The sequence below is a fragment of the Vibrio sp. Vb1337 genome, from assembly GCF_033338715.1.
Taxonomy (GTDB): Bacteria; Pseudomonadota; Gammaproteobacteria; order Enterobacterales; family Vibrionaceae; genus Vibrio; species Vibrio alginolyticus.
Genome location: NZ_JAWOTD010000010.1, coordinates 19,625 through 45,824 on the forward strand (window position 1 = coordinate 19,625; position 26,200 = coordinate 45,824).

Genomic DNA, 26,200 nt, shown 5'->3' on the forward strand with positions numbered 1-26,200 from the left:
ACTTATGCTTTAAATGCGTATCCGGATTCGAGGCTTTTGAATATGTAATAATAATTTTTTGAATTTTTACATCTCTTTGTGTGGAGCTAGCTTTCCCTTGTTAGTTGCAGGTAAAGGCTGGTGAGCCGAGTAAATTCAGTTCATGTCTTTCCAGTTTGCTAGCACAGCGATAATAAGCGAGAATACCGCACAATATCGAATAGTAGATATGCTTGCCTATTTTGTGAGCATGAAAGTAATTTAGAAGATTAACTAATGTCAAATCCCCTTTTTTTAGGCGAAGTGTCTAAGCGCAGAACGTTCGCTATTATTTCTCACCCGGATGCGGGTAAAACCACCATTACTGAAAAAGTCCTTTTATTCGGAAACGCGATCCAAAAAGCAGGTACGGTTAAAGGTCGTGGTAACGCACAGCATGCAAAATCAGACTGGATGGAAATGGAAAAAGAACGTGGTATCTCGGTAACCACTTCTGTAATGCAGTTCCCTTACAATGACTGTCTGGTAAACCTACTTGATACGCCTGGACACGAAGACTTCTCGGAAGATACATACCGTACGTTAACGGCAGTAGACTCGTGTTTGATGGTTATCGATGCGGCGAAAGGTGTCGAGGATCGTACACGTAAGCTGATGGAAGTAACGCGTCTGCGTGACACGCCAATCGTAACCTTCATGAACAAACTTGACCGTGACGTTCGTGATCCAATGGAAGTATTGGACGAGGTAGAAAACGAGTTGGGCATGATGTGTGCGCCAATTACATGGCCAATCGGCTGTGGTAAAGAATTTAAAGGTGTGTACCACATTCACCGTGATGAAACGATTTTATACGAATCAGGTCACGGTCATGAGATTCAAGAAGTTCGAATCATCAAAGGTCTCGACAACCCAGAGCTTGATGAAAAAGTTGGTGCAGGCCTTGCGGAAAGTGTTCGAGAAGAGCTTGAGCTTGTCATGGGTGCTTGCCCTGAGTTTGATTTGGAAATGTTCTTAACCGGTGATCTTACGCCAGTTTACTTCGGTACTGCATTAGGTAACTTTGGTGTGGATCATATGCTAGACGGTCTAACTGAATGGGCTCCAGCGCCGAAAACTCGTCAAGCGGTTGAACGTGAAGTTGAAGCGACTGAAGAGAAGTTCTCTGGTTTCGTATTTAAGATCCAAGCGAACATGGACCCAAAACACCGCGACCGTATCGCATTCATGCGTATTGTATCGGGCACTTACACGCAAGGTATGAAGATGAACCACGTTCGTCTTGGCAAGCAAGTGAGTATCTCTGATGCAGTAACCTTTATGGCTGGTGACCGTGCACGTGCGGAACACGCTTACGCCGGTGACATCATTGGTCTACACAACCACGGCACTATTCAGATTGGTGATACCTTTACTCAAGGTGAATCACTGAAGTTCTCTGGTATTCCGAACTTCGCTCCGGAACTATTCCGTCGTATTCGCCTGAAAGATCCATTAAAGCAGAAGCAGCTTCTCAAAGGTTTGGTTCAGCTATCAGAAGAAGGTGCGGTACAGGTATTCCGTCCTCTACAGAACAACGATCTGATCGTTGGTGCCGTTGGTGTACTTCAGTTCGATGTTGTTGTGGCTCGTTTGAAATCTGAGTATAACGTTGAAGCGATTTATGAAGGCATTAACGTTGCAACTGCGCGTTGGGTTGAGTGTGGTGATGCGAAGAAACTGGATGAGTTCCAACGCAAGAATCAAGCGAACTTAGCATTGGATGGTGGTGATAACCTAACGTATATCGCTCCAACAATGGTTAACTTAAACTTGGCGAAAGAGCGTTTCCCTGACGTTGATTTCCGTGCGACGCGTGAGCACTAATTTGCGCGGTTAGGGTAAGCCTTAACGCAAACTAGATTTTAAAACGCCCTTGGCTATAAACTTAGCCAAGGGCGTTTTTATATAAGGATAAGATATGAATTGGTTTAAACGTGGGCTAAAGCGTTACGACAACTGGTGTAAAGAGATGGGGTTAACTCCCGATCAGAAACGCAGTTGTGTCCCATATCGAAAAGACCCAGCCCATCAAACTGAAGAGAAGAGTGAAGCCCAACCATCCTCTGATTTTCTGCCCGCAGATACAGATAAAAAGCGTCAAGATGAAGCTCTTTGATACGCACTGCCACTTTGATTTTGATGTGTTTCAAGATGACTTTGCATATCAACTTGAGCTTGCTCAAACGCAAGGCGTCGCAAGAATTTTGATTCCTTCCGTCGGTCCGCAAAACTGGGCTCGTATTCAAACTTTGGCAGAGCAACATGCCAATTTGTATTATGCGCTCGGCTTTCATCCGTATTTTCTTGAAGATAACGTTGAGCAGCACCTTACAGAGCTAGAAGGCTATCTAAATCAAAAAGGGCAGCAGTGCGTGGCAATAGGAGAGTGTGGTTTAGATTTTGCCATTGATGTTGAGCCACAGTTGCAAGAAAAGATACTTGAAGTTCAATTTGAGCTGGCTAGACGCTTCGAACTCCCAGTTATTTTACATAGCCGAAAAGCGCACAATCGCCTCATTCAAATGGTGAAAGCGGCGAATCTCCCTAGAGGTGGTGTGCTACACGCTTTTTCTGGGAGTTATCAGCAAGCCATGGAGTGGGTCAAATTAGGTTTTTTTATCGGTGTAGGAGGAACGATTACCTACCCAAGAGCCAAGAAAACACGCGACGCAATTCAAAAATTACCACTCGAAAACCTAGTAATCGAAACAGACGCACCAGATATGCCTATACTTGGATATCAAGGGGAGTCAAATCACCCAGCCAAACTCATTCACGTCTTTAATGAGCTCGTAGAGTTGCATAACGGCCGAAAGCAATCGATTGCCTCTCAACTGTGGAAAAATAGCAATTTTGCTTTCTCGATATGTGAATAAAATCTAAAGATGTGGTTTGAAATCGAAAACGTTTTCCTGCTTATTGTGAATTAACTCACAAAGCTGGTTGAATCAATCATGAATCTTATAGGAAAGTGTGAGGCTGGCATTACTTTAATTGATTCTGCATGAGTATAATTGCCCCCGCTTTATAGCTCCATTTTGTAACACGCCAATAAATAACTTATAAGGAAGTCATAAACTATGAGCCTGTTTATGAGCCTAATCGGTATGGTAGTGCTTCTTGCGATTGCAGTGGCATTTTCTAACAACCGAAAAGCTATCAACTTTAGAACTGTGGGTGGCGCATTCGCTATCCAATTCGCATTAGGTGCATTTGTTCTGTATGTACCTTGGGGCCGTGATCTACTAAACGGTTTCTCTTCAGGTGTTTCTAACGTTATCAACTACGGTAACGATGGTTCATCATTCCTGTTCGGTGGTCTTGTTTCTGACAAGATGTTCGAAGTATTCGGCGGCGGCGGTTTCATCTTCGCATTCCGTGTTCTTCCTACACTGATCTTCTTCTCTGCACTGATTTCAGTTCTTTACTACATTGGCGTTATGCAATGGGTTATCAAGATTCTTGGTGGCGCACTACAAAAAGCGCTAGGCACTTCGCGTGCGGAATCAATGTCAGCGGCAGCTAACATTTTCGTAGGTCAAACTGAGGCACCTCTAGTTGTTCGTCCATTCGTTCCAAAAATGACTCAATCAGAGCTATTCGCGGTAATGTGTGGTGGTCTAGCTTCTGTTGCTGGTGGTGTACTAGCTGGTTACGCATCTATGGGTGTTCCACTAGAGTACCTAGTTGCGGCATCATTCATGGCAGCACCAGGTGGTCTACTGTTCGCTAAAATCCTTCACCCTGAGACTGACCAGCCTCACGAAAGTATCGAAGAAGCGATGGACGGCGGTGACGACAAACCAGTTAACGTAATCGACGCAGCTGCGGGCGGTGCGGCTTCTGGTCTACAACTTGCGCTTAACGTAGGTGCAATGCTAATCGCATTCGTTGGTCTAATCGCGCTAATCAACGGTATGCTAGGTGGCATCGGTGGTTGGTTCGGCATGCCAGAACTAACACTAGAGCTAATCCTAGGTTACGCGTTCTCTCCACTAGCATTCCTAATCGGTGTTCCATGGGCAGAAGCTGTAACAGCTGGTTCATTCATCGGTCAGAAAATCGTAGTGAACGAATTCGTTGCTTACTTGAACTTCACACCATACCTAGGTGAAAACGCTCAAGTAATCGCGGCAACTGGTGAAGTCATGTCTGAGAAGACAACAGCTATCATCTCATTCGCACTATGTGGTTTCGCGAACCTTTCTTCTATCGCGATTCTACTTGGTGGTTTAGGTAGCCTTGCACCAAACCGTCGTAGTGACATCGCTCGCATGGGTGTTAAAGCAGTTCTTGCAGGTACGTTGTCTAACCTTATGGCAGCGACAATTGCAGGCTTCTGCTTAAGCCTTGCAGCACTATAATTAGAATCGGTTCTTAATATATAGACGCCGTTTTACATCATGCCCTGTAGCAAGAGATTGCTGCGGGGCATTTTTCGTTTTTCGGGCTCCAAAATTTCATCGGGTGTTTGCCTTAGTCGAGGTATTACGCAGTCAATGGAATAGGGGCTAGGAAATTTTGAGATACAAACCGTTTGCGCTCTATTTGGTGCTACAGTTTTGCGGTGAAACTCTATAATGTATTAATCACAGGATAGTGGTTAAGCTTGATTCTTAATCACGTAATGAATATTACATAATCGATGGGCAAATGAATTGCCCTGCAATATCAGATCTAATAGGCGTTTTGCTTTGTGATGTGATATTAAAGACACCGCAATCATAGATTGTTGTGCCATAGGCCAAACTGGTACTGTGCGGTGACAAGGATAGCAATTGGCATATGATAAATTTTCGCTGTATATGCCGAGTCTTCAGGGAACCAAGTCCGTTCATTAATAGACTGTTTAGCCATTTACTCACATTGTCTCGACTTGTTGATTATAGTTAAAGACGTGATGTAAGGCTGAGTAGTGAATTTTTTGAATATTGATCGGAGATAGAAATGAGCGATTTAAAAGCAGCAGCGCTACGTGCACTTAAACTTATGGACCTAACTACGTTGAATGACGATGACACTGATGCAAAAGTTATCTCACTATGTCATGACGCGAAAACAGCAGTAGGCAACACAGCTGCAATTTGTATTTACCCTCGCTTTATTCCTATTGCTAAGAAGACACTTCGTGAGCAAGGTACGCCAGAGGTTCGTATTGCAACAGTAACGAACTTCCCACATGGTAACGACGACATTGAAATCGCAGTTGCTGAAACAAAAGCGGCGGTTGCTTACGGTGCAGACGAAGTTGACGTAGTTTTCCCTTACCGCGCGCTAATGGCGGGTGATGAGAAAGTAGGCTTCGAACTAGTTAAGCAATGTAAAGAAGCTTGTGGTGACATTCTTCTTAAAGTGATCATCGAAACAGGTGAACTAAAAGAAGAAGCACTAATCAAGAAAGCATCTCAAATCTGTATTGAAGCAGGTGCTGACTTCATTAAAACTTCAACTGGTAAAGTGCCAGTAAACGCAACACCAGAATACGCTCGCATGATGCTTGAAGTTATTCGCGACATGGGTGTTGCAGAAACTGTTGGTTTCAAACCAGCAGGTGGTGTGCGCACTGCTGAAGACGCAGCAGCATACCTAGCAATGGCTGACGAAATCCTAGGTGACAACTGGGTTGATGCTCGTCACTACCGTTTTGGTGCGTCTAGCCTGCTAACCAACCTACTAAATACATTAGAAGTATCGGACGACGTCGCTGATCCAACAGCGTACTAATTCCAATAATACGTCTGAACGGTAGCACCTAAACGGGTGCTACCAAACCTCTTCTATCCTACTACAACCATGGCTCAAAAGAGCTTGGGAGGCACTAATGTATTTACCACAAGAAATCATTCGTAAAAAACGTGACGGCGAAGTCCTAACCGCCGATGAAATCAACTTCTTTATTCAAGGCGTAGCGAACAACACGGTATCTGAAGGTCAGATTGCGGCGTTTGCTATGACGATTTTCTTTAATGAAATGACCATGGATGAGCGCATCGCCTTAACGTGTGCAATGCGTGATTCGGGCATGGTTATCGACTGGAGCCACATGAATTTCGGTGGTCCAATTGTCGACAAACACTCAACCGGTGGTGTGGGTGACGTAACTTCTTTAATGCTTGGCCCAATGGTGGCAGCGTGTGGCGGTTTCGTACCTATGATCTCTGGCCGCGGTCTTGGTCATACAGGCGGTACGCTGGATAAACTTGAATCTATCCCTGGTTACAACATTACGCCGAGCAACGATGTTTTTGGTCAAGTAACCAAAGACGCTGGTGTGGCGATCATCGGTCAAACTGGTGACCTCGCTCCTGCGGATAAGCGTGTTTACGCGACTCGTGATATTACCGCAACGGTAGACAATATCTCCCTGATTACGGCGTCGATCCTTTCTAAGAAACTGGCGGCGGGTCTGGAATCGCTAGTGATGGACGTAAAAGTGGGTTCAGGTGCATTTATGCCAACTTACGAAGCGTCTGAAGAGCTAGCAAAATCAATCGTTGCGGTAGCAAACGGTGCTGGCACTAAGACTACGGCAATTCTTACGGACATGAACCAAGTATTGGCGTCTTCAGCGGGTAACGCAGTAGAAGTTCGTGAAGCGGTTCGTTTCTTAACAGGTGAATACCGTAACCCTCGTCTACTTGAAGTGACCATGGCTTCATGTGCTGAAATGTTAGTACTTGGCAAGCTTGCTGAGAACACAGAAGACGCACGCGCAAAACTGATGGAAGTGCTGGATAACGGCAAAGCGGCTGAGTGCTTCGGCAAGATGGTTGCTGGCTTAGGCGGCCCTGCTGACTTCGTAGAAAACTACGACAACTACTTAGAAAAAGCAGCAATCATCAAGCCAGTTTACGCAACAGAAACGGGCATTGTCTCTGCAATGGATACACGTGCTATCGGCATGGCTGTGGTTGCTATGGGTGGTGGTCGTCGTGTTGCTACTGATGAAATCGACTACGCAGTTGGTTTCGACGAGTTCATCCGCCTAGGTGAGGTCGCAGACAGTGATAAACCTCTTGCGGTCATCCACGCTCGCACTGAAGAGCAATGGGAAGAAGCGGCAAAAGCACTGCGCAGTGCAATCAAAGTAGGTGGTGAATACACACCAACTCCAGAGGTTTACCGCCAAATTCGTGCAGAAGATATCTAATAGAACAAGCAATTACACAAGGCCTACTCAACCATAATAAAAAGCCGAGTGGGCCTAAGGAACGAGCAATGAAAAGAGCATTTATTTTAGTACTAGACTCATTCGGTATCGGTGCAACTGCCGACGCTAAAGAATTTGGTGATGTAGGTTCAGACACACTAGGTCACATCGCTGACCAATGTGAAAAAGGCTTAGCAGATAACGACAATCGCCAAGGCACACTTCGCCTTCCAAATCTATCGAAACTTGGTTTGGCAATGGCGCATAAAGAATCGACAGGTCGCTTCGCACCTGGACTAGACGCAGACGCTGAAATCATTGGTGCATACGGTCATGCAGCAGAGCTTTCTTCAGGTAAAGACACGCCGTCTGGTCACTGGGAAATCGCAGGTGTTCCTGTTCTGTTTGACTGGGGTTACTTCACTGACAAAGCAAACAGCTTCCCGAAAGAATTGACTGACCGCATTCTTGAGCGTGCGGGGCTTGACGGTTTCCTAGGTAACTGTCACGCGTCTGGTACTCAAGTTCTTGACGATCTTGGTGAAGAGCACATGAAGACTGGCAAACCAATCTTCTACACGTCTGCTGACTCTGTATTCCAAATCGCATGTCACGAAGAGACTTTCGGTCTAGACCGTCTACTAGAGCTTTGCCAAATCGCACGTGAAGAGCTAGAAGATTACAACATTGGTCGTGTTATCGCGCGCCCATTCGTTGGTGCTGGTAAAGGTCAATTTGAGCGTACCGGTAACCGTCGTGATCTTTCTGTAGAGCCACCATCAGCAACGGTTCTTCAGAAGCTCGTTGATGAGAAGCAAGGCAACGTGGTTTCTATTGGTAAGATTGCTGATATCTACGCAAACTGCGGCATCACTAAGAAAGTGAAAGCGACAGGTATCCCTGCATTGTTCGAAGCAACGCTAGAGCAAATCAAAGAAGCGGGCGACAACACGATCGTATTCACTAACTTTGTAGACTTCGACTCAGCTTACGGTCACCGTCGTGACGTAGCGGGTTACGCAGCGGCACTTGAGTACTTCGATGGTCGTATCAACGAAGTGCTAGAGATTATGGAAGAAGACGATGTGCTTATCCTAACGGCAGACCACGGCTGTGACCCAACATGGCCAGGTACTGACCATACTCGTGAGCACATCCCAGTATTGGTTTATGGTCAAAAAGTACCAGCTGGTTCTCTTGGCCGCCGCGAAACATTCGCAGATATCGGTCAAACATTGGCAAGTTACTTCGGTACTTCTCCAATGGATTACGGTAAGAACTTCCTATAATTAGTTAGGTTTTTGAAAACTAGGAGCTTGATTGCTCCTAGTTTTATGTTTGCAGTATGTAAATGCTGCTTGTCGGAAATGAGAATACTCTGGCTTATATCGCCTTAAGCGCGGAGCGCTAGAGAAAGGTTAAGGAAAAGAAAATGGCAACTCCACATATCAATGCTGAAATGGGTGCATTTGCAGACGTCGTACTGATGCCTGGCGATCCACTACGTGCAAAATACATCGCAGAGACTTTCCTTGAAGATGTCGTTCAAGTGTGTGACGTTCGTAATATGTTTGGTTACACAGGCACATACAAAGGCCGTAAGATCTCGGTAATGGGCCACGGTATGGGTATCCCATCATGCTCGATTTACGCGACTGAACTAATCAAAGACTTCGGCGTGAAGAAAATCATCCGTGTTGGCAGCTGTGGCGCAGTGAATAAAGACATCAAAGTGCGTGATGTTGTGATCGGCATGGGTGCATGTACTGACTCTAAAGTGAACCGTATCCGCTTTAAAGGTCATGACTTCGCGGCAATCGCAGACTACAACATGGTTCGTGCAGCAGAAGACGCTGCAAAAGCTCGCGGTATTGACGTTAAAGTTGGTAACCTATTCTCAGCAGAGCTTTTCTACACGCCAGATCCAGAAATGTTCGATGTAATGGACAAGTACGGCATTGTTGGTGTTGAAATGGAAGCGGCTGGTATTTACGGTGTTGCGGCAGAATACGGTGCAAAAGCTCTGACAATCTGTACGGTTTCTGATCATATCAAGACTGGCGAACAGACTACATCTGACGAGCGTCAAACGACATTCAACGACATGATGCTAATCGCACTAGATTCAGTATTGCTTGGTGACGAAGAGTAAGCGACGAAGAGTCATTCTATTTTTCTCTCTCAAGAGCTAAAAAAACAGCCCGCACATTGCGGGCTGTTTTTATATGAGTTGTTAGCGCTACCTAGTTACTTGGTTAGCAGCAGGTTTGGCGCTTTTTTACGACGTATCGGTTGTCGACGTAAAATCAAGATGAACAACATGCCACAGACAAAGCTCATTAAGACCATCATGTACATATAACGATCGCTCTTGCGATAGTGGTGGTCAGAAATAGCCGTCACCCGGCCCGTCTCAAAAGTCACGCGAACAAAACCGATAAGCGCACCATCTGCAAAAACTGGTTCAACCAACTGCTGGCGACCAATGGAAGCTGTTGCCAAAGGCGTATCCAGGCCAAGAACTTCGCGTACCGATAATGCCTCTTCACTAGACGCTAAACGTACACCCTGTGCATCGTAGATTGTTGCATCAAACACTAAACGGTCTTGTGCTAGTTGGTTTGTTAGCTGAAGTAATCGTTCTTGATCTTTAGTTAAAATCATCTCACTGGCAGAAAGAGACGCCTGTGAAATCAAAACTTTGGTGAGTGTTTCAAGCTGTTGTGCTTGAATTTTCTCATTACCCTTACTGATCACAACACTGTTTTTTATTGTGATAAACAACATCACACACAGTAGGATTAGTGCCAGAATTCTTAGGGCATTCCTTACTGAGAACAAAGATTCACTCATGCTCTTTACTCATCCATTTAAAATAAAACAAAGACTTGCCTTTTTAGTTTGTTGAGGTAACGTTTTAGCAAAGTCATAAGGGATTATATACATGGACGCGTCAAAAAGCTTGCCTATCAGAAAACATACGACACTTTTAAAACGATTACCCGAGACTCGATTTGCCTCCCAATTAGATAAAGCAAAAGCAAACTGGATCGTATTTGCTGAGTACCTTTCGCCAAGTCACTTCGAAGACATTGATTTCTTCACCGGCTTTTACAACCCGATACTAGAAACTTGGAAAGTTGGCCAATATGAAGTAGCCCTGATGGCCGGAGAGTTGACTCCTCAACATGAAACGATCTTACAAAGTCTCAACCTAGATTACGCCTCGCTTAATGAAGTGCCCGATCTATCAACCCAAGGGTTGATTGTATTTGATATGGATTCAACGGCGATCCAGATAGAGTGTATTGATGAAATCGCGAAACTGGCAGGAGTAGGGGATGAGGTCGCTGAAGTCACTGAACGTGCCATGCAAGGTGAGCTGGATTTTGAGCAAAGTTTACGTCAGCGAGTTGGTAAGCTCAAAGGTGCCGATGAATCAATTCTTGAACAAGTTCGTTCCCAGTTACCATTCATGCCGGACTTTGAAGCGCTAATTGCGACGTTGAAAGCCTTGGGCTGGAAAACAGCGATTGCCTCCGGTGGTTTTACTTACTTCTCTGATTACATCAAAGATAAAGTCGACTTAGACTTTGCTCGCTCCAATCAATTAGAAATTATTGACGGCAAACTCACGGGTAACGTACTTGGCGATGTGGTAACGGCGCAGATGAAGTCTGACATTCTAGTGGAACTGGCGGATGAATATGAAATTGAGCAGCACAACACGGTTGCTGTCGGTGATGGCGCTAATGATCTTGTGATGATGTCGGTGGCAGGATTAGGGATTGCGTATCACGCAAAACCAAAAGTGGAAGCTCAAGCGCAATCAGCGATTCGCTTTGCAGGGTTGGGCGGTGTGCTCTGTATTTTATCTGGCGCATTGGTGAAGCAGCAAAAGGTCAGCTGGAAAGCTAAACCTTAACCATCCATTCAAAAACACCGCTAGAAAGGCGGTGTTTTTTTTTCAATTTGGTATGACTTTGAATTTACTCGGTTAACTCCAATCTAATTACAACCTCTTCAGTAATGTCTTCAAATTCACTGTAACCAACGAGCGCTGTTAACTCTTTTTCTAACTTGCTCGCTTGATGTACGCCAAATTGGGTTAAGTCACTTAAATCTTGTTGCAGTAATGATGTCATCGGATCGAAAATTGGCGCAGTAGAAAGGCGAATCACGTAAAAGTCACCCATCATTCGCGCTTTCTTTATAAATTGAATCCGCTCTTTTACGCTGTTGAACTCTTGATGAAGCTTTGACTCAATACCTGTAATTTTATTGCCTACTTTTGCGGCGCTTATGTAGATATCCTGATGTCTGGCTTGAGCACCTTCTACACGTTTTATTGGCTCTGCGATTAATGTGCTTGTCCGGCCTTTAAAGATAGGTTCAAGTGACAACAGTTGGTCATGCCCAAGACGGGCAAAAAGCTCAATGTGTTTAGGTAGCGGCAAGTTCACCCCGATAACGGGGGTTTTGATTGAAGATGACGTACTCTTACTGATAAAAATGGGCGTGCTCAGCGTACGCGAGAGCAACATGCAGTGCAGCCTTTCAAGTAGAGCATTACTTGGTAGCGTCTCTTTTTGCGGGATTAGCTTGTCTTGATTGTGCTCGATAATGCTGTTGAAAAAAGCGATTACCTTCATGGTTTGGCTGCTTTCATCAATAACTAGCTGCACGCTACAACCATCTGGGCTTACACGAATTACTCGATATGGCACCGACATTAACGGCAATTTTTTATCGTAGAGTTGTAATTCTCGAAAGTTGATTCTTACCTCTTGCCCAGAACGTAACATCGTGGGCTCACTTAGCCTAATTCCGAGTCCTCGTTTGGAAAGGTCAACAGTACAGCCGCCTGTTTTAGTTTGTCCTGAGTACAACTCTAAAGGTGTTTTAAAACGATAACGAGGCTCTTTACGACGAGACTTTGCATCAAAATAAATGCCCTTTGGATTGCCGATAACTCTTCTCGGATGACGAAACGCGTTTAACGTATTAGCGGGTAAGCGCGGCTTTTCAGTTAGCAGGTAATCCTGCCCTGATTTTTCGTCAGCAATTTCTTGCAAAATACCAATATGAGTCAGTGATTGAGACGTTTCTGCCAACTCTGGAGAGAAAGCTGCTAGGTCTTCCTGCTCTTGCTCTGATAGTTCAAAGATTGAAATTCTAAAGGCGCGCCAACTCTCTCGTTTGCCACCTAAATGCCAAAATAGCTGGCGCTGTTCGCGAGTTGCTTCTGGGCGAAACATCGAATAGAAATAGGTTCGATTCTCGTGCTCGTGAGTAAATGAATAAAGGACATTGGTTGTTCCTTTAACACCAGGCTTAATGAGTGACGCGATGCGTTGCTCGTTGAATAAAGAACCAAACATTTGCTGGTTTCTCTCATCGTGCCAGTATTGCCAAAGCTTTTGATTGTTTGGCGTTAACATTGCTAATTTTAGGTCACTACCATCAAAGAATAGAGGCAAGCTGCTGGTGTGCTTTAGTGCGATATGCTCATAACCGCGAGTTCGAGCTCGAATAATCTTGTCTTGATTGTCGTGACGAGCCCTTTTAGCAGCACTGTTGAGCGCTTCATCTATCACTCGGGTGACGACATTGGTGTCAGTTAAGCGTATGGTTCTGAGGTATCGAACTGAATCATTTTCGTAACAGTCATCAACCGCGAGTATGCGGTATGCAAGCGGTTTCTCTATACCTGCAACGTTAGATTTGCTGGCAAATTCAGTAAACGTGACCTGAATAATTTCCCCAAGGTTATATTTAAATGCGCTAGGGACTTTAAACTTTGCGCCAGAGCTAGATAAATCAATGCTTAATCCATGAAGAAGCTGTCCTTTAGAACGGCAAATTTCAACTTGAGATTGGACTTTCAAGCGTTTTTCTTGGCGCTTTAAATCGTAGCCTAGGTGAACGGGTTCTGCTAAGAACGGGCTTTTAGGATCCGTTAACGATTGCGTTTTTTGCTGAGTAAGGCGCTTGCTCATTACGCGAAAGTTATTTCGCGTGTTGACCAATGCTTCCCACATTCCTTCCGTGTAGCAGCCAAACTTTTTGATGTTTTTATGGTAAGCGTTGAAAGCAACATCATCCAACCAATGTGGAATACCATCCAAAATATACTCGCGACATTCGCCTTGAACGCGACCTCGCAAATCAATACTTTTTTTGCATGGAGCCATTAAGCGGTTAAGTTCCATTTTAACCAAAATTTTGGCCGAAGGCGGCTCTTCCTCGGTCAGTTGGCCAAGGACAAAGTCAAAGTCATTCGTACCGTAAACGGGAATGAGTCGTTCTGCGAGCGAGAGAATTTCAGATTGCTGCATTATTTCTGTTAGAGTATGTCGTTACTTTAAATTGTATCGGCTAAGCGAAGTAATACTTAAGTATATCAATAGTTCATTTCAGTTCAGGTCTGACTTGGCTGTGCTTAGTCACATTTGTAGAAAAAATTGAGGCATCATGGCGAAAGCAAAACGAGCGTATGTTTGTAATGATTGTGGCGCGGACTTTCCCCGTTGGCAGGGGCAGTGTAACGCATGTGGTGCATGGAATACGATAACAGAAGTACGTATCGCTGCATCGCCAACCGTTGCTCGCAATGAACGCTTAAGCGGCTACGCTGGTTCCGCAACAGAAGCTACGGTTCAAACGCTATCCGAAATTGATCTGCAAGAAGTACCTCGCTTCACCAGTGGGTTTAAAGAGCTTGACCGCGTGTTGGGTGGTGGGGTTGTGCCAGGTGCCGCAATTTTGATTGGTGGTAACCCTGGTGCAGGTAAATCAACCCTTCTGTTGCAAACCATGTGTAGTTTATCTGCGCAAATGCCAACGCTTTACGTAACCGGTGAAGAGTCATTACAGCAGGTGGCAATGCGTGCTTCCCGATTGGGCTTGCCGAAAGATCATTTAAAAATGCTATCGGAAACGAACGTCGACAAAATTTGCCAAATCGCCGAAAAAGAGCAGCCTCGTATAATGGTAATAGACTCGATTCAGGTGATGCACGTTTCTGATGTTCAATCGTCGCCTGGCAGTGTTGCTCAGGTACGTGAATCTGCGACGGCTCTGACACGATACGCAAAACAGAATAATGTTGCGGTATTTATTGTTGGTCACGTAACAAAAGATGGTACCCTTGCGGGCCCCAAAGTTCTTGAACACATTATCGACTGTTCGGTACTACTCGATGGTGGAACGGATAGCCGATTCCGCACTTTGCGTAGTCATAAAAACCGTTTTGGCGCTGTGAATGAGCTTGGTGTCTTTGCAATGACAGGCCAAGGATTGAAAGAAGTGAGTAACCCATCAGCGATCTTCCTTTCTCGTGGTGAAGAAGAAACATCAGGCTCTTCCGTCATGGTGGTTTGGGAAGGCACGCGCCCTCTGCTAGTAGAGATTCAAGCGCTGGTGGATTACTCGCAGTTAGCCAACCCTCGTCGTGTTGCGGTCGGCTTGGAGCAGAACCGCCTATCACTTTTGCTCGCTGTGTTGCATAAGCATGGTGGCTTACAAATGGCAGACCAAGATGTCTTTGTTAATGTGGTTGGCGGTGTTAAGGTGACGGAGACGAGCGCTGATCTTGCTTTAGTTATGGCGCTTTTATCGAGTTTTCGTGACCGTCCACTCCCTAAAGATGTGGTGATTTTTGGTGAGGTAGGGCTTGCGGGCGAAATCCGTCCAGTGCCAAGTGGGCAAGAGCGTTTGAATGAAGCGTTCAAACATGGTTTCAAGAAAGCCATCGTGCCAGCAGCCAACATGCCGAAAGGTGGCATCCCTGGCATGCAAATTCACGGCGTTAAGAAATTGTCGGAAGCTATAGAGGCTTTTGACGAGCTGTAATGCTCATAAGAATGGTATTTGTGCAATCACAAACTGTTCTATTCGTCCTCAATAAAATGCGAATAAAGTACATAAATTGCTGTGTTTGACTATGCTTTGGGGACGGAAATTTCACGTTAAAATTTTTTTTCTTCCATCCGCACGCAAGGGTATCAGTATTGACAGAATGTGATATACTCTGCGCGCACTTTATACCTTATTAACAGAGTAAGACAATGACTGATTTATCAAAATACAGAAACATTGGTATTTTTGCTCACGTAGACGCGGGTAAAACTACCTCTACAGAGCGTATCCTAAAGCTAACTGGTAAGATCCATAAGATCGGTGACACTCACGACGGTTCAACTACTACTGACTTCATGGAGCAGGAAGCTGAGCGTGGTATCACAATCCAGTCTGCAGCAACAACTTGTTTCTGGAACGATCACCGTCTAAACATCATCGATACTCCTGGACACGTTGACTTCACTATCGAAGTTTACCGTTCTCTAAAAGTACTTGACGGTGGTATCGGTGTATTCTGTGGTTCTGGTGGTGTTGAGCCTCAGTCAGAAACTAACTGGCGTTACGCTGACGAATCACACGTATCACGTCTGATCTTCGTTAACAAACTAGACCGTATGGGCGCAGATTTCTACAAAGTTGTAGATCAAGTACAGAACGTACTAGGTGCTACACCTCTAGTTATGACTCTACCTATCGGTATCGAAGAAGATTTCGTAGGTGTTGTAGACGTACTAAGCCAACAAGCTTACGTATGGGATGAGTCTGGCCAACCAGAGAACTACGAAGTTCAAGATATTCCAGCAGACATGGTAGAGAAAGCTGCTGAATACCGTGAAATGCTAATCGAAACTGCTCTAGAGCAAGACGAAGATCTAATGATGGCTTACCTAGAAGAAGGCGAAGAGCCATCTCTAGAAGACATCAAACGTTGTATCCGTAAAGGTACTCGTGATCTAGCATTCTTCCCAACTTACTGTGGTTCAGCGTACAAGAACAAAGGTATCCAACTTATTCTTGACGCGGTAATTGATTACCTACCATCTCCAACAGAAGTTGATCCACAGCCTCTAACTGATTCAGAGACTGGTGAGCCAACTGGTGAAGTTGCGACTGTATCTGCAGACGAGCCACTACGTGCTCTTGCATTTAAGATCATGGATGACCGCTTCGGTGCTCTAACCTTTATCCGCATCTACTCTGGTAAGATGAAGAAAGGTGACACAATCCTTAACTCTGCAACTGGTAAAACAGAGCGTATCGGCCGTATGGTTGAGATGCACGCGGACGAGCGTAACGAGATCGATTCAGCACAAGCTGGTGACATCATCGCTGTAGTTGGTATGAAGAACGTTCAAACTGGTCACACTCTATGTGATCCTAAGCACGAATGTACTCTTGAGCCAATGATCTTCCCAGATCCAGTAATCTCTATCGCAGTTAAGCCTAAAGATAAAGGCGGTTCTGAGAAGATGGGTATCGCGATCGGTAAAATGGTTGCAGAAGATCCATCATTCCAAGTTGAGACTGATGAAGATTCAGGCGAAACTATCCTGAAAGGTATGGGTGAACTTCACCTAGACATCAAGGTAGATATCCTTAAGCGTACTTACGGCGTTGAGCTAGAAGTTGGTGCTCCACAGGTTGCTTACCGTGAAACTATCACTCAAGCAATCGAAGATAGCTACACGCACAAGAAACAGTCTGGTGGTTCTGGTCAGTTCGGTAAGATCGACTACCGCATCAAACCAGGTGAGCCAAACTCTGGCTTCACGTTCAAATCAACAGTTGTTGGTGGTAACGTACCTAAAGAATTCTGGCCTGCAGTTGAGAAAGGCTTTGCGTCAATGATGGAGCACGGTGTTCTAGCTGGCTTCCCTACTCTAGACGTTGAAGTTGAACTATTCGACGGTGGTTTCCACGCAGTTGACTCTTCAGCTATCGCTTACGAAATCGCAGCGAAAGGTGCATTCCGTCAGTCTATGCCTAAAGCTGGCGCGCAACTTCTTGAGCCAATCATGAAAGTTGACGTGTTCACTCCAGAAGATCACGTTGGTGACGTAATCGGTGACCTTAACCGTCGTCGTGGTATGATCAAAGACCAACAAGCAGCGTCTACTGGCGTACGTATCAAGGGTGATGTACCTCTATCAGAAATGTTTGGTTACATCGGTACTCTACGTACTATGACTTCTGGTCGTGGTCAGTTCTCTATGGAGTTCTCACACTACGCACCATGTCCAACAAACGTTGCAGAGCAAGTAATTGCTGACGTTAAAGAGCGTAACGCTAAGAAGTAATTCTTAAGTTAACTCTATAACTTGAAAGCCCCGCTTAGTGCGGGGCTTTTTGTATTTAGCAGTCTTATACGCAGAGCGTGTTTGTTTTATTCCTATTTAGCGTTTGTTTTGACGATTGTTATGATGCCGTTCTAGTACTGTTGCCTTTTAGGTCAATGGTCTTAAAGTCTGGTACCACTGACTTTTCAAATATTTCTATTTCTTCCTTCAACCATTGCGCAAACAATTGAGCTTTAGGTCTTTTTAAGTAGCCTTTTGGCGCACACAAGTAATACGCAAAGTTGGGCTTGATAGCGATATCTCCAATTCGGACCAATTTGCCAGAACGAAAATATTGATGGGCTAAACTGTGTTTTACTAATGCCACGCCTTGAAGTGATAGTGCAGCCTCAAGCACGAGATGTGATCCACTGTATTTTAAGGTAGGCTTTGCTGCGCAGTGACCCAAGGTTGCTAACCACATATTCCAATCAAGATCAGGCCAAACATCTTCAATCAGCTCAGCTTTGCTTAAATCCTCGATGTTATAGATCCCGTGCTCTTTCTGGTACACCGGATGACAAGCAGGATAAAAAGCTTCGTCCATCAGCCATTGTGATTCTAAATTGGGATATTTTCCTAAACCGTAACGAACACATAAATCTATCTGACTATCTTGAAAAGACACCAAATCATTGGTTGGTTCTAATAGCAAGGCGATATCAGGGTGACGCTGGCGAAAAGCCGTAATTTTCGGGACTAACCAATGATGAGCGAAAGAGGGGAGTGTTGATATCGAAAGGTGGTTCGGGTTTGGATCTTGATTGACTAATCTAACCCCTTGCTGCAAATGAGCAAACCCTCTTTCTGCCTGACTAAACAGTAGCTCTCCCTCTGGTGTGAGCACGATTTTTCTGTGCTGACGAACAAATAGGTCCGTGCCTAAGAACTCTTCTAAATGACGAATTTGCTGACTAATGGCCGCTGGCGTAACAAACAGTTCTTTTGCTGCCGTTTTAAAGCTTCCTTCCTTTGCTGCAACGAAAAAGTAATACAAGCCCTGTAAGGGAGGCATTCGATCTTTCACATTAGTTTTCCTTAACTCTATGGCAGATTCTATCGTTTGAGGATATCAGCGTAGTCGCTGATTATTAAGTGGTCAACATTGTATAGGGAACTTTGAAATGGAAAACATGACACACACTTGTGAGCGTACTATACCTACTGCCCATCAGAGCGGGTTACAGTTAATTTATTCTAAACTGGCGGCTTGGAGAAGGAACTATAAGACACGTCGTCACTTGAGAGAGTTACCAAAGCACCTTTGGGACGATATTGGATTAGGTGAAAGGGAGATTAGTTGTGAAGTGAGTAAGCCATTCTGGAGAGAGTAGTCTATGAGTTTGATTCAAGCTCAAAGTTAAGTTGCACTCCCCAATGGTGTTGAGGAGTGCAAGCAAAATTACAAGTCTTCTTCCCACACGACCAATTCATCTTTTGGCCAATTGTGGCCTATCTCATGATACTTTTGTTCGAGCACATGACGTTTAATTTTAAGCGTTGGCGTCAGTACGCCATTTTCTATACTCCAAGGTTCTTTAATCATTAACACACCTTTGATTTGCTCATGAGAGGCGAGTTCTTGATTCATCCTGGCAATAACTTTACGTGTGGTACGTGCGTATCGCTCTCGATCAAAGTTAGGGAAGTCATGTGGCACAACCAAAAGAATTGGAGCGGGTAGCCCTAAACCGATGAGACACATCATCTCTACGCGACTGTACTCGAAAAGCTTTTTCTCGATAGGAACCGGAGAGACAAATTTACCTTTGGCGGTTTTGAAGTTATCTTTTTTACGGCCTTGAATCGTTAGATAACCATCTGAGTCGATAGCGCCGATATCGCCTGTGTGTAGCCAGCCCTCTGAATCAAAAGACTCTTGGGTGGCAATATCATTTTTGTAGTAGCCAGAAAATAGCCCTTTGCCACGCACCATGATTTCATCATCGGCTGCGATTTTTAACTCAATGCCTGGCCCTGCATTACCGACACTACCAATTTTGTCAGCTCTAAATGGGTAGTTGAGCGTGCTGTAGGCAAATGATTCCGTCATCCCCCAAGCCTCTGTGATATCAAGGCCCACTGAGTGGTACCATTCCAACAACGCTGGCGAGACAGGTGCAGAGCCACAGCCTAATACTCGAGCCTGATCTAAACCTAGACCATCTGCTAGCTTTTTCTTGATCAAAGAATTGACGAATGGGATTTTCAACAGAATATTGAGCTTCTTCTGTGGAAGTTTGTCTTGAATACGTTGCTGGAATAGCGTCCATAATCGTGGGACGGAGATAAACAGAGTTGGTCGGTGCATCTTCACATCTTCGATAAAAGTGTCCAGTGACTCTGGAAATGCTGTTGGCACGCCACCCATAATCGATGAACCGAAGATATAAACACGCTCTGTAATATGAGCGAGCGGTAAATAAGAGAACAATCGGTCGTTTTCTTGGATACCAATATGATTGATCAGTTGCTGAACAGACCAACTGAATGCGCCGTAAGTTAGCATCGCACCTTTCGGTAACCCTGATGTGCCTGAGGTATACACCAACGACATTAGCTTGTCATCGTAATGCTGCGGACGCTCTTCACTTGGCACTGCATCAGCAATGAGCGCTTGGTATTCGTGCTTACACTTAGGTGCCGTGTCATAAGGTAGAGCGATGCTAATGAGTTCAGGCATAGCATCAATGACTTGCTGAGTTGCTTTGGGATCATCGAGTTTTCCGCCAATGATCGCTTTACTTTCACTATGAGTCACACAGTATTCGATGGTGTCTGCACCGGCGGTAGGAAAGATTGGCACACTGACATAGTCACCAAGCATCATAGCAAGATCGCAAATAAACCATTCTGCACAGTTTTTAGATACTAACGCGACTTTGTCGCCAGGCTTTACACCAAGCGAGCGTAGTGCGCTGACAAGTTTTAAGGCTTGATCTGCAACATCAGAGAATGTGTACTCAACAAACTGTCGGTTAATAATTTGTTTTAGGTAGACCTCATTTGGACGCTCTTGAGCCCATTTGAGGATCATTTCATTTGGTGGTGGGAGAGCGCAACCAGCAGCGCTATTTAGATTCGGCTGATTCATTTTAAGTGACTCCATGTCTTCTCATTGTATTTATAATTGTTAACGCATTGTTAACTTTAGCATGTTAAATCGCGACACGGGAATGCATTTTGATGAAATATGTGGGGAAGATAGCGTTAGTTGTCCTGACAGTTGCTACAAATAAAGCCTAAAACTGCTGTCGATAATTTGCTGGAGACAGACCTGTTTTTTTCTTAAAAATTCGAGAAAAGTAAGAAACGTCTCGATACCCGCACTGATAAGCAATGTAAGCAATTTTCATCGATTCATTTTCAATTAGCATTTTCTTAGCTAATGAAATGCGTTTCGCCGTGACATAATCACGAAAACACATACCCACTTTACGGTGGAAAACTTTGGAAAAGTAGTTCGGCGAGTAATGGCAAAGAGCGGCTGCTTCCTCTTCTCTTAGGTCCTTATGAACGTTATTGGCGATGTAATGGACTACGTCTGAAAAGTTTGACTTGCCGCTTCGAGAGAAAAGTTTATCTACCGAGATTTGTTCTTCGTCTACTTTACTATGCAAAAAGTATTTCAATTTTATCTGTGAAAGCCAGATAGGAAGAGTGAGCTCGTTCAACTTATAATATTCCGCACAAATATGCTTGGGCGGCAAGTGGGGAACCGTATCTTTTGGAGATACGACGATTAGTTTTTTGTCGAGGTTTTTACAGAGCGTTATAACACCTTTCAAGTGCTCTTGATGATCACAGGTTATGTAGTAAAAGAAATAGCTATGTTCTTTATCGCTGAGGACTGAGATATCTTTACTGCAGTCCATAATGTCAAAGCACCCATCAAACTCACAACGAAATTGTTCCGGCAGCGAGCAAAGGGTCTCTCCTATCCAGTAAGCTTTGGTCTGTTTATCCATATGAATCCTGCTCAGTACGTACTACACCAATGTTAGTATGCATTGAGGTCAGTCGAGCCTCATTCCTTGAGCTTCAGACCTCACCCTTTCGTTTATTAAGCTTAGGCTTATATAGTCATACTGCAAGTGTGAAATGTGTCACATAGCTTACAGTGATGTGTCTTATTTATGATACATTTCGCCTCTGAAGCGCAGACAGGCAAGAAAGTACTAACCTTTGGCAAAAAAGTCCTAACCCCCCTAATTCTTGATGACTAATGTTTAAGCATGATTCGGGTGTATATGATACCTGCGTCATGGACAAGCGAGATTTGGTTAAATAAAGGGGATAATCTTATGGATAACTTTCGCAATCTAATCAAGGACTTCATGGAAGACGAAGAGGGGCTAACACTTTTGGAGTACATCCTAGGTGCGGCACTAATTGTTACTGCATTCTTGACTTCAGGCTTCTGGACAACCTTGTCTAACAAGTTCACTTCAGTAGCTGGTCGTATTAGCTCTTCGTAATGGTTAGCGAGTTAATTATTTGGTCATTACTTATTGCGATTGGAGTTTCAGACGCACAGAAACACAGAATACCGAATAAAGCGGTGCTTATGCTTTTGGTTGCAGTAACTGCAAACGTAATTTACAACCCAGCCACAACTGGTTTGGATCATTTATATGGTGGGTTGGTTGCGTTTGCGGTGTGTTTCGCGCTGTATCTTTTCAAAGTAATGGCTGGAGGAGACGTTAAGTTACTCGCCGTCATAGGGGCATGGTTGGGATTGAGTAACCTTGGGGAAGCGTCTACCGGGATAATACTCGCTGGAGGCATTGTCGGCATTTTTTATCTAATGCTACATGTGTCATCGACTAGTGTTGCTCTATCACATCAGATTAAAGGGTATTGCTTAGAAAAAGTAACACCAGGTTTTAGGTCCAGTAAGCCGTTAGTCATTCCATTCGCGCCGATAATCGTAATTGGATTAGCTTATTTTTCCTATACCCACTAAATAAAAATAATAAATGGCATGCAGCATCAGTTGGCTAAGCAACTTCAAGGAGGGGAAGTGTGATGGGCTCTGTGTATTGGGAAAAACTCGTGCCACAAATAAATCCACCAAAAGTACCTTCATCGGTAGAAGGTCTTGGCATACCGGCTTCAGTCGTTGAAAACTTAGTGTTGAAACACCTGTCAGCTTATCCGAAATGTGATTTGATCGAGTTAACACAGCGGTTATGTGTGGTTTCAAATATTGTTGAACTTGCTTTGGCGCAGTTGAGGAAACGAAGCTGGGTTGAGGTATATCAGCCTACATCTGAGAAGCTAAACCATTCGTACTCGAACATTCGTTATAGTCTAACGGAATTAGGACTTGCGGAAGCAGACATTGCATATAGAAAAGATCCATATATCGGTCCTGTTCCAGTTTCTTTGGAAGAGTATTGGACCGTTGTTGAAGGACAAGATCTACGCAAAAACCCTGTTACCCGTATCGATGTAGAGCGTGCATTATCTGATGTTTTTGGCTCGGATCACTTAGTTCCTGTTCTCGGACCTGCTATCAACTCTGGACGAGCTTTGTTGCTTTACGGCCACGCGGGTACTGGTAAAAGTTACGTTGCATCAAGAGTGCTCAATGCAATGAACACTTCGGTGTTTATTCCTTACGCCGTATATGCCGATGGCAACATCATCAAAGTGTTCTCAGAGCATCATCACCGTCGTTTAGACAACTCCCATTCTCAGGTTTTCGTTAAGTTGGAAACCCATTACGACAAACGCTGGGTTCTTTGTGAAAGACCAAACATTCAAGTGGGCGGTGAGCTGACATTGGAGATGCTTGAGGTAAACCACAGCGAGCATAATCGTGTATGGATTGCGCCACTTCAAATGATGGCTAACAACGGAATCTTAGTGATTGATGATCTCGGTCGTCAGTCAATGCCTGTTGATGCCTTGCTAAATAGATGGATCGTTCCAATGGAATACTTATTTGACCATCTGGCGCTGCCAAATGGTCAACAAGTAACGGTGCCATTTATGCTTACTTTGGCATTCTCATCCAATTTTGCACCAAGCAAAATTGCTGACCCTGCTTTTTTACGCCGTCTGGGGTACAAAATTGAGTTTAAGCCACTTGGTGATGATGACTATAAAGCGCTTTGGTTATCGCTGTCCAAAGACTTGCAACTCGCGTTGTCGCCTGAATTTTTTGACACATTAAATCAATTGCACCGTGAAAATAAAATGCCTAATTATCCATGCTTACCTAAAGATCTTTTGGGCATTAGCAGAGACGTTCTCGTTTTTGAAGGAAAACGAAAAGTCGTCTCATCAGACATTTTAACTCGTGCCTGGGGACTGTATTTCACAGTGGATGAATAGGGAGATCTAAATTATGAGTCGGACTCAAGTCATCATGCTATTGCTACTCTCCATTGTTTTCGGCCTTGCTGCCGTGTTGATAGCTAAACAATGGATGGATGGCAGAAACCAACCAACAGTCGAGTTAGAAGAGGTCGAAAGGCATCCCGTTTTAGTTGCCGCCATGGAGCTAGAACCAGGAACTATTCTCTCTGAGAAACATTTGTCTACTAAGCTCATGGAAGTGGACTGGATAGATGATGAAACATTGAAAGTAAAAGAACAGGCATTGGGAAGAATCGTTGCCAATACTATTTACGCGGGTGAACTTGTTAACCCTCATCGCCTTGCCCTACCTGGTGAAGGCGCAACACTTGCTGCATTAATTCCAGAAAACAAGCGAGCAATCACTATTCGCGTAAATGACGTTATCGGTGTGGCAGGTTTTTTGTTACCAGGCAACAAGGTCGATGTCCTGAATACAGTGAGTTATGGACAAGGTAAAAACGCCACAACAAAAACAGTGCTTAAAAATATCAATGTTCTTGCGGTGGACCAAACAGCCAAAACGAATGATAACAAACCTGTGATTGTACGCGCTGTGACTTTAGAAGTAACACCGAAAGAGGCAGAAAAGCTCTTATCGGCGAACAGCAAAGGCGATATACAGCTTGCTCTGCGCAACCCTCATGAAGTGGATAAACCTGTTGTAGCAAGAAAATACACGCCACGACCTAGTGTGACCATTATTAAGGGATCTCAGGCATCCAGTGTCCGAGTCAGCAATTAGGTGAATTATGAAAACAATAATATTACTTGTTAGCCAGTTACTTTTCGTCAGCTTGTCTGTTAACGCAGCTACGGCGCAGTCAGGAAAAGTCGTAACCGTTGCACATCACCAATCAACTCAATTGATGATATCAGGCCAAGCAAAGAAAGTGACGTTAGGGGATCCAGAAGTCTTGGATATTTTAGTGCTCAGATCGAACGAGCTGTTTCTTATTGGTAAGAAGTTAGGTACCACGAATGTGTCGGTGTGGGATCGCAGAGGCCGGTTAATTGAGCAGTTTAACGTGGAAGTCACGCATGATCTAAATACGCTTAAGTCGAAGCTTTATCAGTTCTTGCCGGATGAAAATATCGAAGTGCACAGTGCGCAAGAAAAAGTGGTACTTAGAGGCTTGGTCAGCAGTCAGCAAAACATGGACACTGCGGTCAAAATTGCTGAAACCTTTGCTTTGGGTGAAGCGGCAGATGAAGAAGATGATAGCTCTAAAGATGATGAAAGTATGGTCATCAATCTACTTTCTATTGGTGGTGCTCAGCAGGTGACGCTAGAAGTTACCGTTGCCGAAGTACAGCGCACACTTGTAAGACGCTTCGACTCAAACTTCCACTTTTTCCAAAGAAGTGGGGATTTTACTTGGGGTGGTACGACTGCTGGTGGCGGTATTGATGGCATTGGACCGATTTTGAACGTCCCAACAGTCGAAGATTTCGGTTTTCTCGGATCGTTTATCGACAGTAATACCTTGTTTACCTTTGCGCTTGATGTGGCGAAGCAAAATGGCGTAGCGAAAGTGCTGGCAGAGCCTAGCCTTACCGCATTAAGTGGTACGCAAGCCGAGTTTGTCGCTGGTGGTGAATTCCCAATTCCAGTACCAAATGAAGATGGCATTACCATCGACTACAAAGAGTACGGTGTTCAACTCGACTTTGTTCCGTTTATTTTGAGCGATAAGAGAATCAATCTCAAACTGAACGTCAATGTGAGTGAAATTTCCAATTCTGGTGTGTTGACGTTTAATCCAAACGAAGTGAATGCCACTTTCTTTATTCCACCAATCACAAAACGAAGTGCTGGTACAACGATTGAGCTAGCAGATGGTCAAACCATTGGTATTGCGGGGCTATTGAGTGAAAACGCGCGTAACGTTGCGAATGGTATACCTGGTGCGAGTGATCTACCTGTGTTAGGCCGCTTGTTTAAGAGTGAAGAATTTACCTCTGGGGAAACAGAACTAGTCATTCTGGTTACTCCTCGATTAGCAACCCCAATTGATCGACGTCGAATCACTCTACCAACAGATGGTTTTGTTGCTCCAAACGATGTGGAGTTCTATTTGCTTGGTAAAGGTGCTGAGTTGGATTTCGATAGGTACCAGCTAAACGACATTAGTGAAGAAGATACTAACAACAATTATATTCAATACGGTTCGTCAGAAGGTGGCTCTGAGGGCAAGTTTGGGCACAGTCTATAAGTGGGAGAACAAGATGAAAAGCATAATGATAATGACCATTTGTTTCACATCATTCGGCTTGTTTGGCTGTGCGAATGACCCCGAGCTTGGTATCTCGGTTAGCCAGCTGCGCGCTGAACAAACTCTGAATCCAGAAGCCTGGTATGAGAATTTGGGCTACTTACCGGAAGGTAGTGGTGAGCGCACACAAGTTAGCTTAGAGGTATATAACAACAATGGGGTAGCCAAAGATGATTAAGTGATACGTT

The 26,200-nt window shown here is 44.4% G+C and carries 24 protein-coding genes; 18 read left to right on the forward strand and 6 right to left on the reverse strand.

Annotated features, from left to right (window positions below; genetic code table 11):
• Positions 1-255 precede the first annotated feature (255 nt).
• From prfC to R7E42_RS12795, 4 genes are all read left to right on the forward strand, one after another.
• Positions 256-1,845, forward strand: coding sequence for a peptide chain release factor 3 (prfC, locus tag R7E42_RS12780; protein WP_005380123.1), 1,590 nt, complete (start codon positions 256-258; stop codon positions 1,843-1,845).
• 94 nt (positions 1,846-1,939) lie between these two features.
• Complete coding sequence (locus R7E42_RS12785; protein WP_005380125.1) at positions 1,940-2,137, forward strand: DUF5363 family protein; 198 nt, start codon at positions 1,940-1,942, stop codon at positions 2,135-2,137.
• Positions 2,124-2,897 carry a TatD family hydrolase gene (locus R7E42_RS12790; protein ID WP_318072739.1) on the forward strand — a complete coding sequence of 258 codons (774 nt, stop codon included), beginning with the start codon at positions 2,124-2,126 and terminating at the stop codon, positions 2,895-2,897. The genes R7E42_RS12785 and R7E42_RS12790 overlap by 14 nt, the downstream gene beginning before the upstream one ends.
• Before the next feature lie 204 nt (positions 2,898-3,101).
• Positions 3,102-4,385 (forward strand): NupC/NupG family nucleoside CNT transporter, encoded by a 1,284-nt coding sequence (locus R7E42_RS12795; protein ID WP_005380131.1) that lies wholly within the window; start codon positions 3,102-3,104, stop codon positions 4,383-4,385.
• A 358-nt stretch (positions 4,386-4,743) separates the two neighbouring features.
• On the opposite strand, the gene R7E42_RS12800 is transcribed toward R7E42_RS12795, so the two are convergent.
• Positions 4,744-4,878, reverse strand: a complete 135-nt coding sequence (locus R7E42_RS12800) for a hypothetical protein (RefSeq protein WP_005391675.1) — start codon at positions 4,876-4,878, stop codon at positions 4,744-4,746.
• A gap of 90 nt (positions 4,879-4,968) precedes the next feature.
• Between R7E42_RS12800 and deoC the strand changes: the two genes are divergently transcribed.
• The 4 genes from deoC to deoD all read left to right on the forward strand — a co-directional run bounded on the left by deoC (position 4,969) and on the right by deoD (position 9,323).
• Positions 4,969-5,745, forward strand: a complete 777-nt coding sequence (gene deoC, locus R7E42_RS12805; protein WP_005380133.1) for a deoxyribose-phosphate aldolase — start codon at positions 4,969-4,971, stop codon at positions 5,743-5,745.
• 97 nt (positions 5,746-5,842) lie between these two features.
• On the forward strand, positions 5,843-7,171 hold the full coding sequence (deoA, locus tag R7E42_RS12810) for a thymidine phosphorylase (protein WP_025768209.1): 1,329 nt from the start codon (positions 5,843-5,845) through the stop codon (positions 7,169-7,171).
• A 68-nt stretch (positions 7,172-7,239) separates the two neighbouring features.
• The gene (locus tag R7E42_RS12815; RefSeq protein ID WP_170890504.1) at positions 7,240-8,460 is read left to right on the forward strand and encodes a phosphopentomutase; all 1,221 of its coding nucleotides are present in this window, start codon (positions 7,240-7,242) and stop codon (positions 8,458-8,460) included.
• 143 nt (positions 8,461-8,603) lie between these two features.
• The gene (gene deoD, locus R7E42_RS12820) at positions 8,604-9,323 is read left to right on the forward strand and encodes a purine-nucleoside phosphorylase (RefSeq protein WP_170890503.1); all 720 of its coding nucleotides are present in this window, start codon (positions 8,604-8,606) and stop codon (positions 9,321-9,323) included.
• A 95-nt stretch (positions 9,324-9,418) separates the two neighbouring features.
• Here deoD and R7E42_RS12825 read toward each other — a convergent pair whose 3' ends face one another.
• On the reverse strand, positions 9,419-10,024 hold the full coding sequence (locus R7E42_RS12825; protein ID WP_005391677.1) for a YtjB family periplasmic protein: 606 nt from the start codon (positions 10,022-10,024) through the stop codon (positions 9,419-9,421).
• Between the two features lie 91 nt (positions 10,025-10,115).
• Between R7E42_RS12825 and serB the strand changes: the two genes are divergently transcribed.
• Entirely contained in the window at positions 10,116-11,096 is a 981-nt protein-coding gene (gene serB, locus R7E42_RS12830; protein ID WP_005386439.1) for a phosphoserine phosphatase, read from the forward strand.
• A gap of 64 nt (positions 11,097-11,160) precedes the next feature.
• Here the strand turns inward: serB and R7E42_RS12835 are convergent, their stop codons facing one another.
• Positions 11,161-13,509, reverse strand: coding sequence for a PilZ domain-containing protein (locus tag R7E42_RS12835; protein WP_005380143.1), 2,349 nt, complete (start codon positions 13,507-13,509; stop codon positions 11,161-11,163).
• Between the two features lie 136 nt (positions 13,510-13,645).
• Here R7E42_RS12835 and radA point away from each other — a divergent pair, with 136 nt between their 5' ends.
• Together radA and fusA are read left to right on the forward strand one after the other, a co-directional pair.
• Positions 13,646-15,025 (forward strand): DNA repair protein RadA, encoded by a 1,380-nt coding sequence (radA, locus tag R7E42_RS12840; protein ID WP_005386443.1) that lies wholly within the window; start codon positions 13,646-13,648, stop codon positions 15,023-15,025.
• A 215-nt stretch (positions 15,026-15,240) separates the two neighbouring features.
• Positions 15,241-17,331: an elongation factor G gene (fusA, locus tag R7E42_RS12845; RefSeq protein WP_005386444.1), complete on the forward strand. Its 2,091-nt coding sequence runs from the start codon at positions 15,241-15,243 to the stop codon at positions 17,329-17,331.
• Positions 17,332-17,449: 118 nt separating this feature from the next.
• On the opposite strand, the gene R7E42_RS12850 is transcribed toward fusA, so the two are convergent.
• A complete protein-coding gene (locus R7E42_RS12850) occupies positions 17,450-18,397 on the reverse strand; it encodes a LysR substrate-binding domain-containing protein (RefSeq protein WP_017820432.1) in 948 nt (315 codons plus the stop codon).
• 106 nt (positions 18,398-18,503) lie between these two features.
• Between R7E42_RS12850 and R7E42_RS12855 the strand changes: the two genes are divergently transcribed.
• Positions 18,504-18,704 (forward strand): DUF1127 domain-containing protein, encoded by a 201-nt coding sequence (locus R7E42_RS12855; RefSeq protein ID WP_224721253.1) that lies wholly within the window; start codon positions 18,504-18,506, stop codon positions 18,702-18,704.
• Positions 18,705-18,772: 68 nt separating this feature from the next.
• On the opposite strand, the gene R7E42_RS12860 is transcribed toward R7E42_RS12855, so the two are convergent.
• Both R7E42_RS12860 and R7E42_RS12865 read right to left on the reverse strand, forming a co-directional pair.
• Positions 18,773-20,464, reverse strand: a complete 1,692-nt coding sequence (locus R7E42_RS12860; protein WP_031779037.1) for an AMP-binding protein — start codon at positions 20,462-20,464, stop codon at positions 18,773-18,775.
• Positions 20,465-20,612: 148 nt separating this feature from the next.
• Positions 20,613-21,338 (reverse strand): helix-turn-helix domain-containing protein, encoded by a 726-nt coding sequence (locus R7E42_RS12865; protein WP_151515083.1) that lies wholly within the window; start codon positions 21,336-21,338, stop codon positions 20,613-20,615.
• A 336-nt stretch (positions 21,339-21,674) separates the two neighbouring features.
• Between R7E42_RS12865 and R7E42_RS12870 the strand changes: the two genes are divergently transcribed.
• From R7E42_RS12870 to R7E42_RS12895, 6 genes are all read left to right on the forward strand, one after another.
• Positions 21,675-21,848, forward strand: a complete 174-nt coding sequence (locus tag R7E42_RS12870) for a Flp family type IVb pilin (protein WP_031781043.1) — start codon at positions 21,675-21,677, stop codon at positions 21,846-21,848.
• Positions 21,848-22,336: a prepilin peptidase gene (locus R7E42_RS12875; RefSeq protein WP_031781044.1), complete on the forward strand. Its 489-nt coding sequence runs from the start codon at positions 21,848-21,850 to the stop codon at positions 22,334-22,336. The genes R7E42_RS12870 and R7E42_RS12875 overlap by 1 nt, the downstream gene beginning before the upstream one ends.
• Positions 22,337-22,398: 62 nt before the next feature.
• Complete coding sequence (locus tag R7E42_RS12880) at positions 22,399-23,712, forward strand: AAA family ATPase (RefSeq protein WP_165401630.1); 1,314 nt, start codon at positions 22,399-22,401, stop codon at positions 23,710-23,712.
• Between the two features lie 13 nt (positions 23,713-23,725).
• Positions 23,726-24,481: a Flp pilus assembly protein CpaB gene (gene cpaB, locus R7E42_RS12885; RefSeq protein ID WP_005386448.1), complete on the forward strand. Its 756-nt coding sequence runs from the start codon at positions 23,726-23,728 to the stop codon at positions 24,479-24,481.
• 7 nt (positions 24,482-24,488) lie between these two features.
• Positions 24,489-25,952, forward strand: a complete 1,464-nt coding sequence (locus tag R7E42_RS12890; RefSeq protein ID WP_318072740.1) for a type II and III secretion system protein family protein — start codon at positions 24,489-24,491, stop codon at positions 25,950-25,952.
• A 13-nt stretch (positions 25,953-25,965) separates the two neighbouring features.
• On the forward strand, positions 25,966-26,190 hold the full coding sequence (locus R7E42_RS12895; protein ID WP_031781045.1) for a hypothetical protein: 225 nt from the start codon (positions 25,966-25,968) through the stop codon (positions 26,188-26,190).
• Positions 26,191-26,200: the final 10 nt, after the last annotated feature.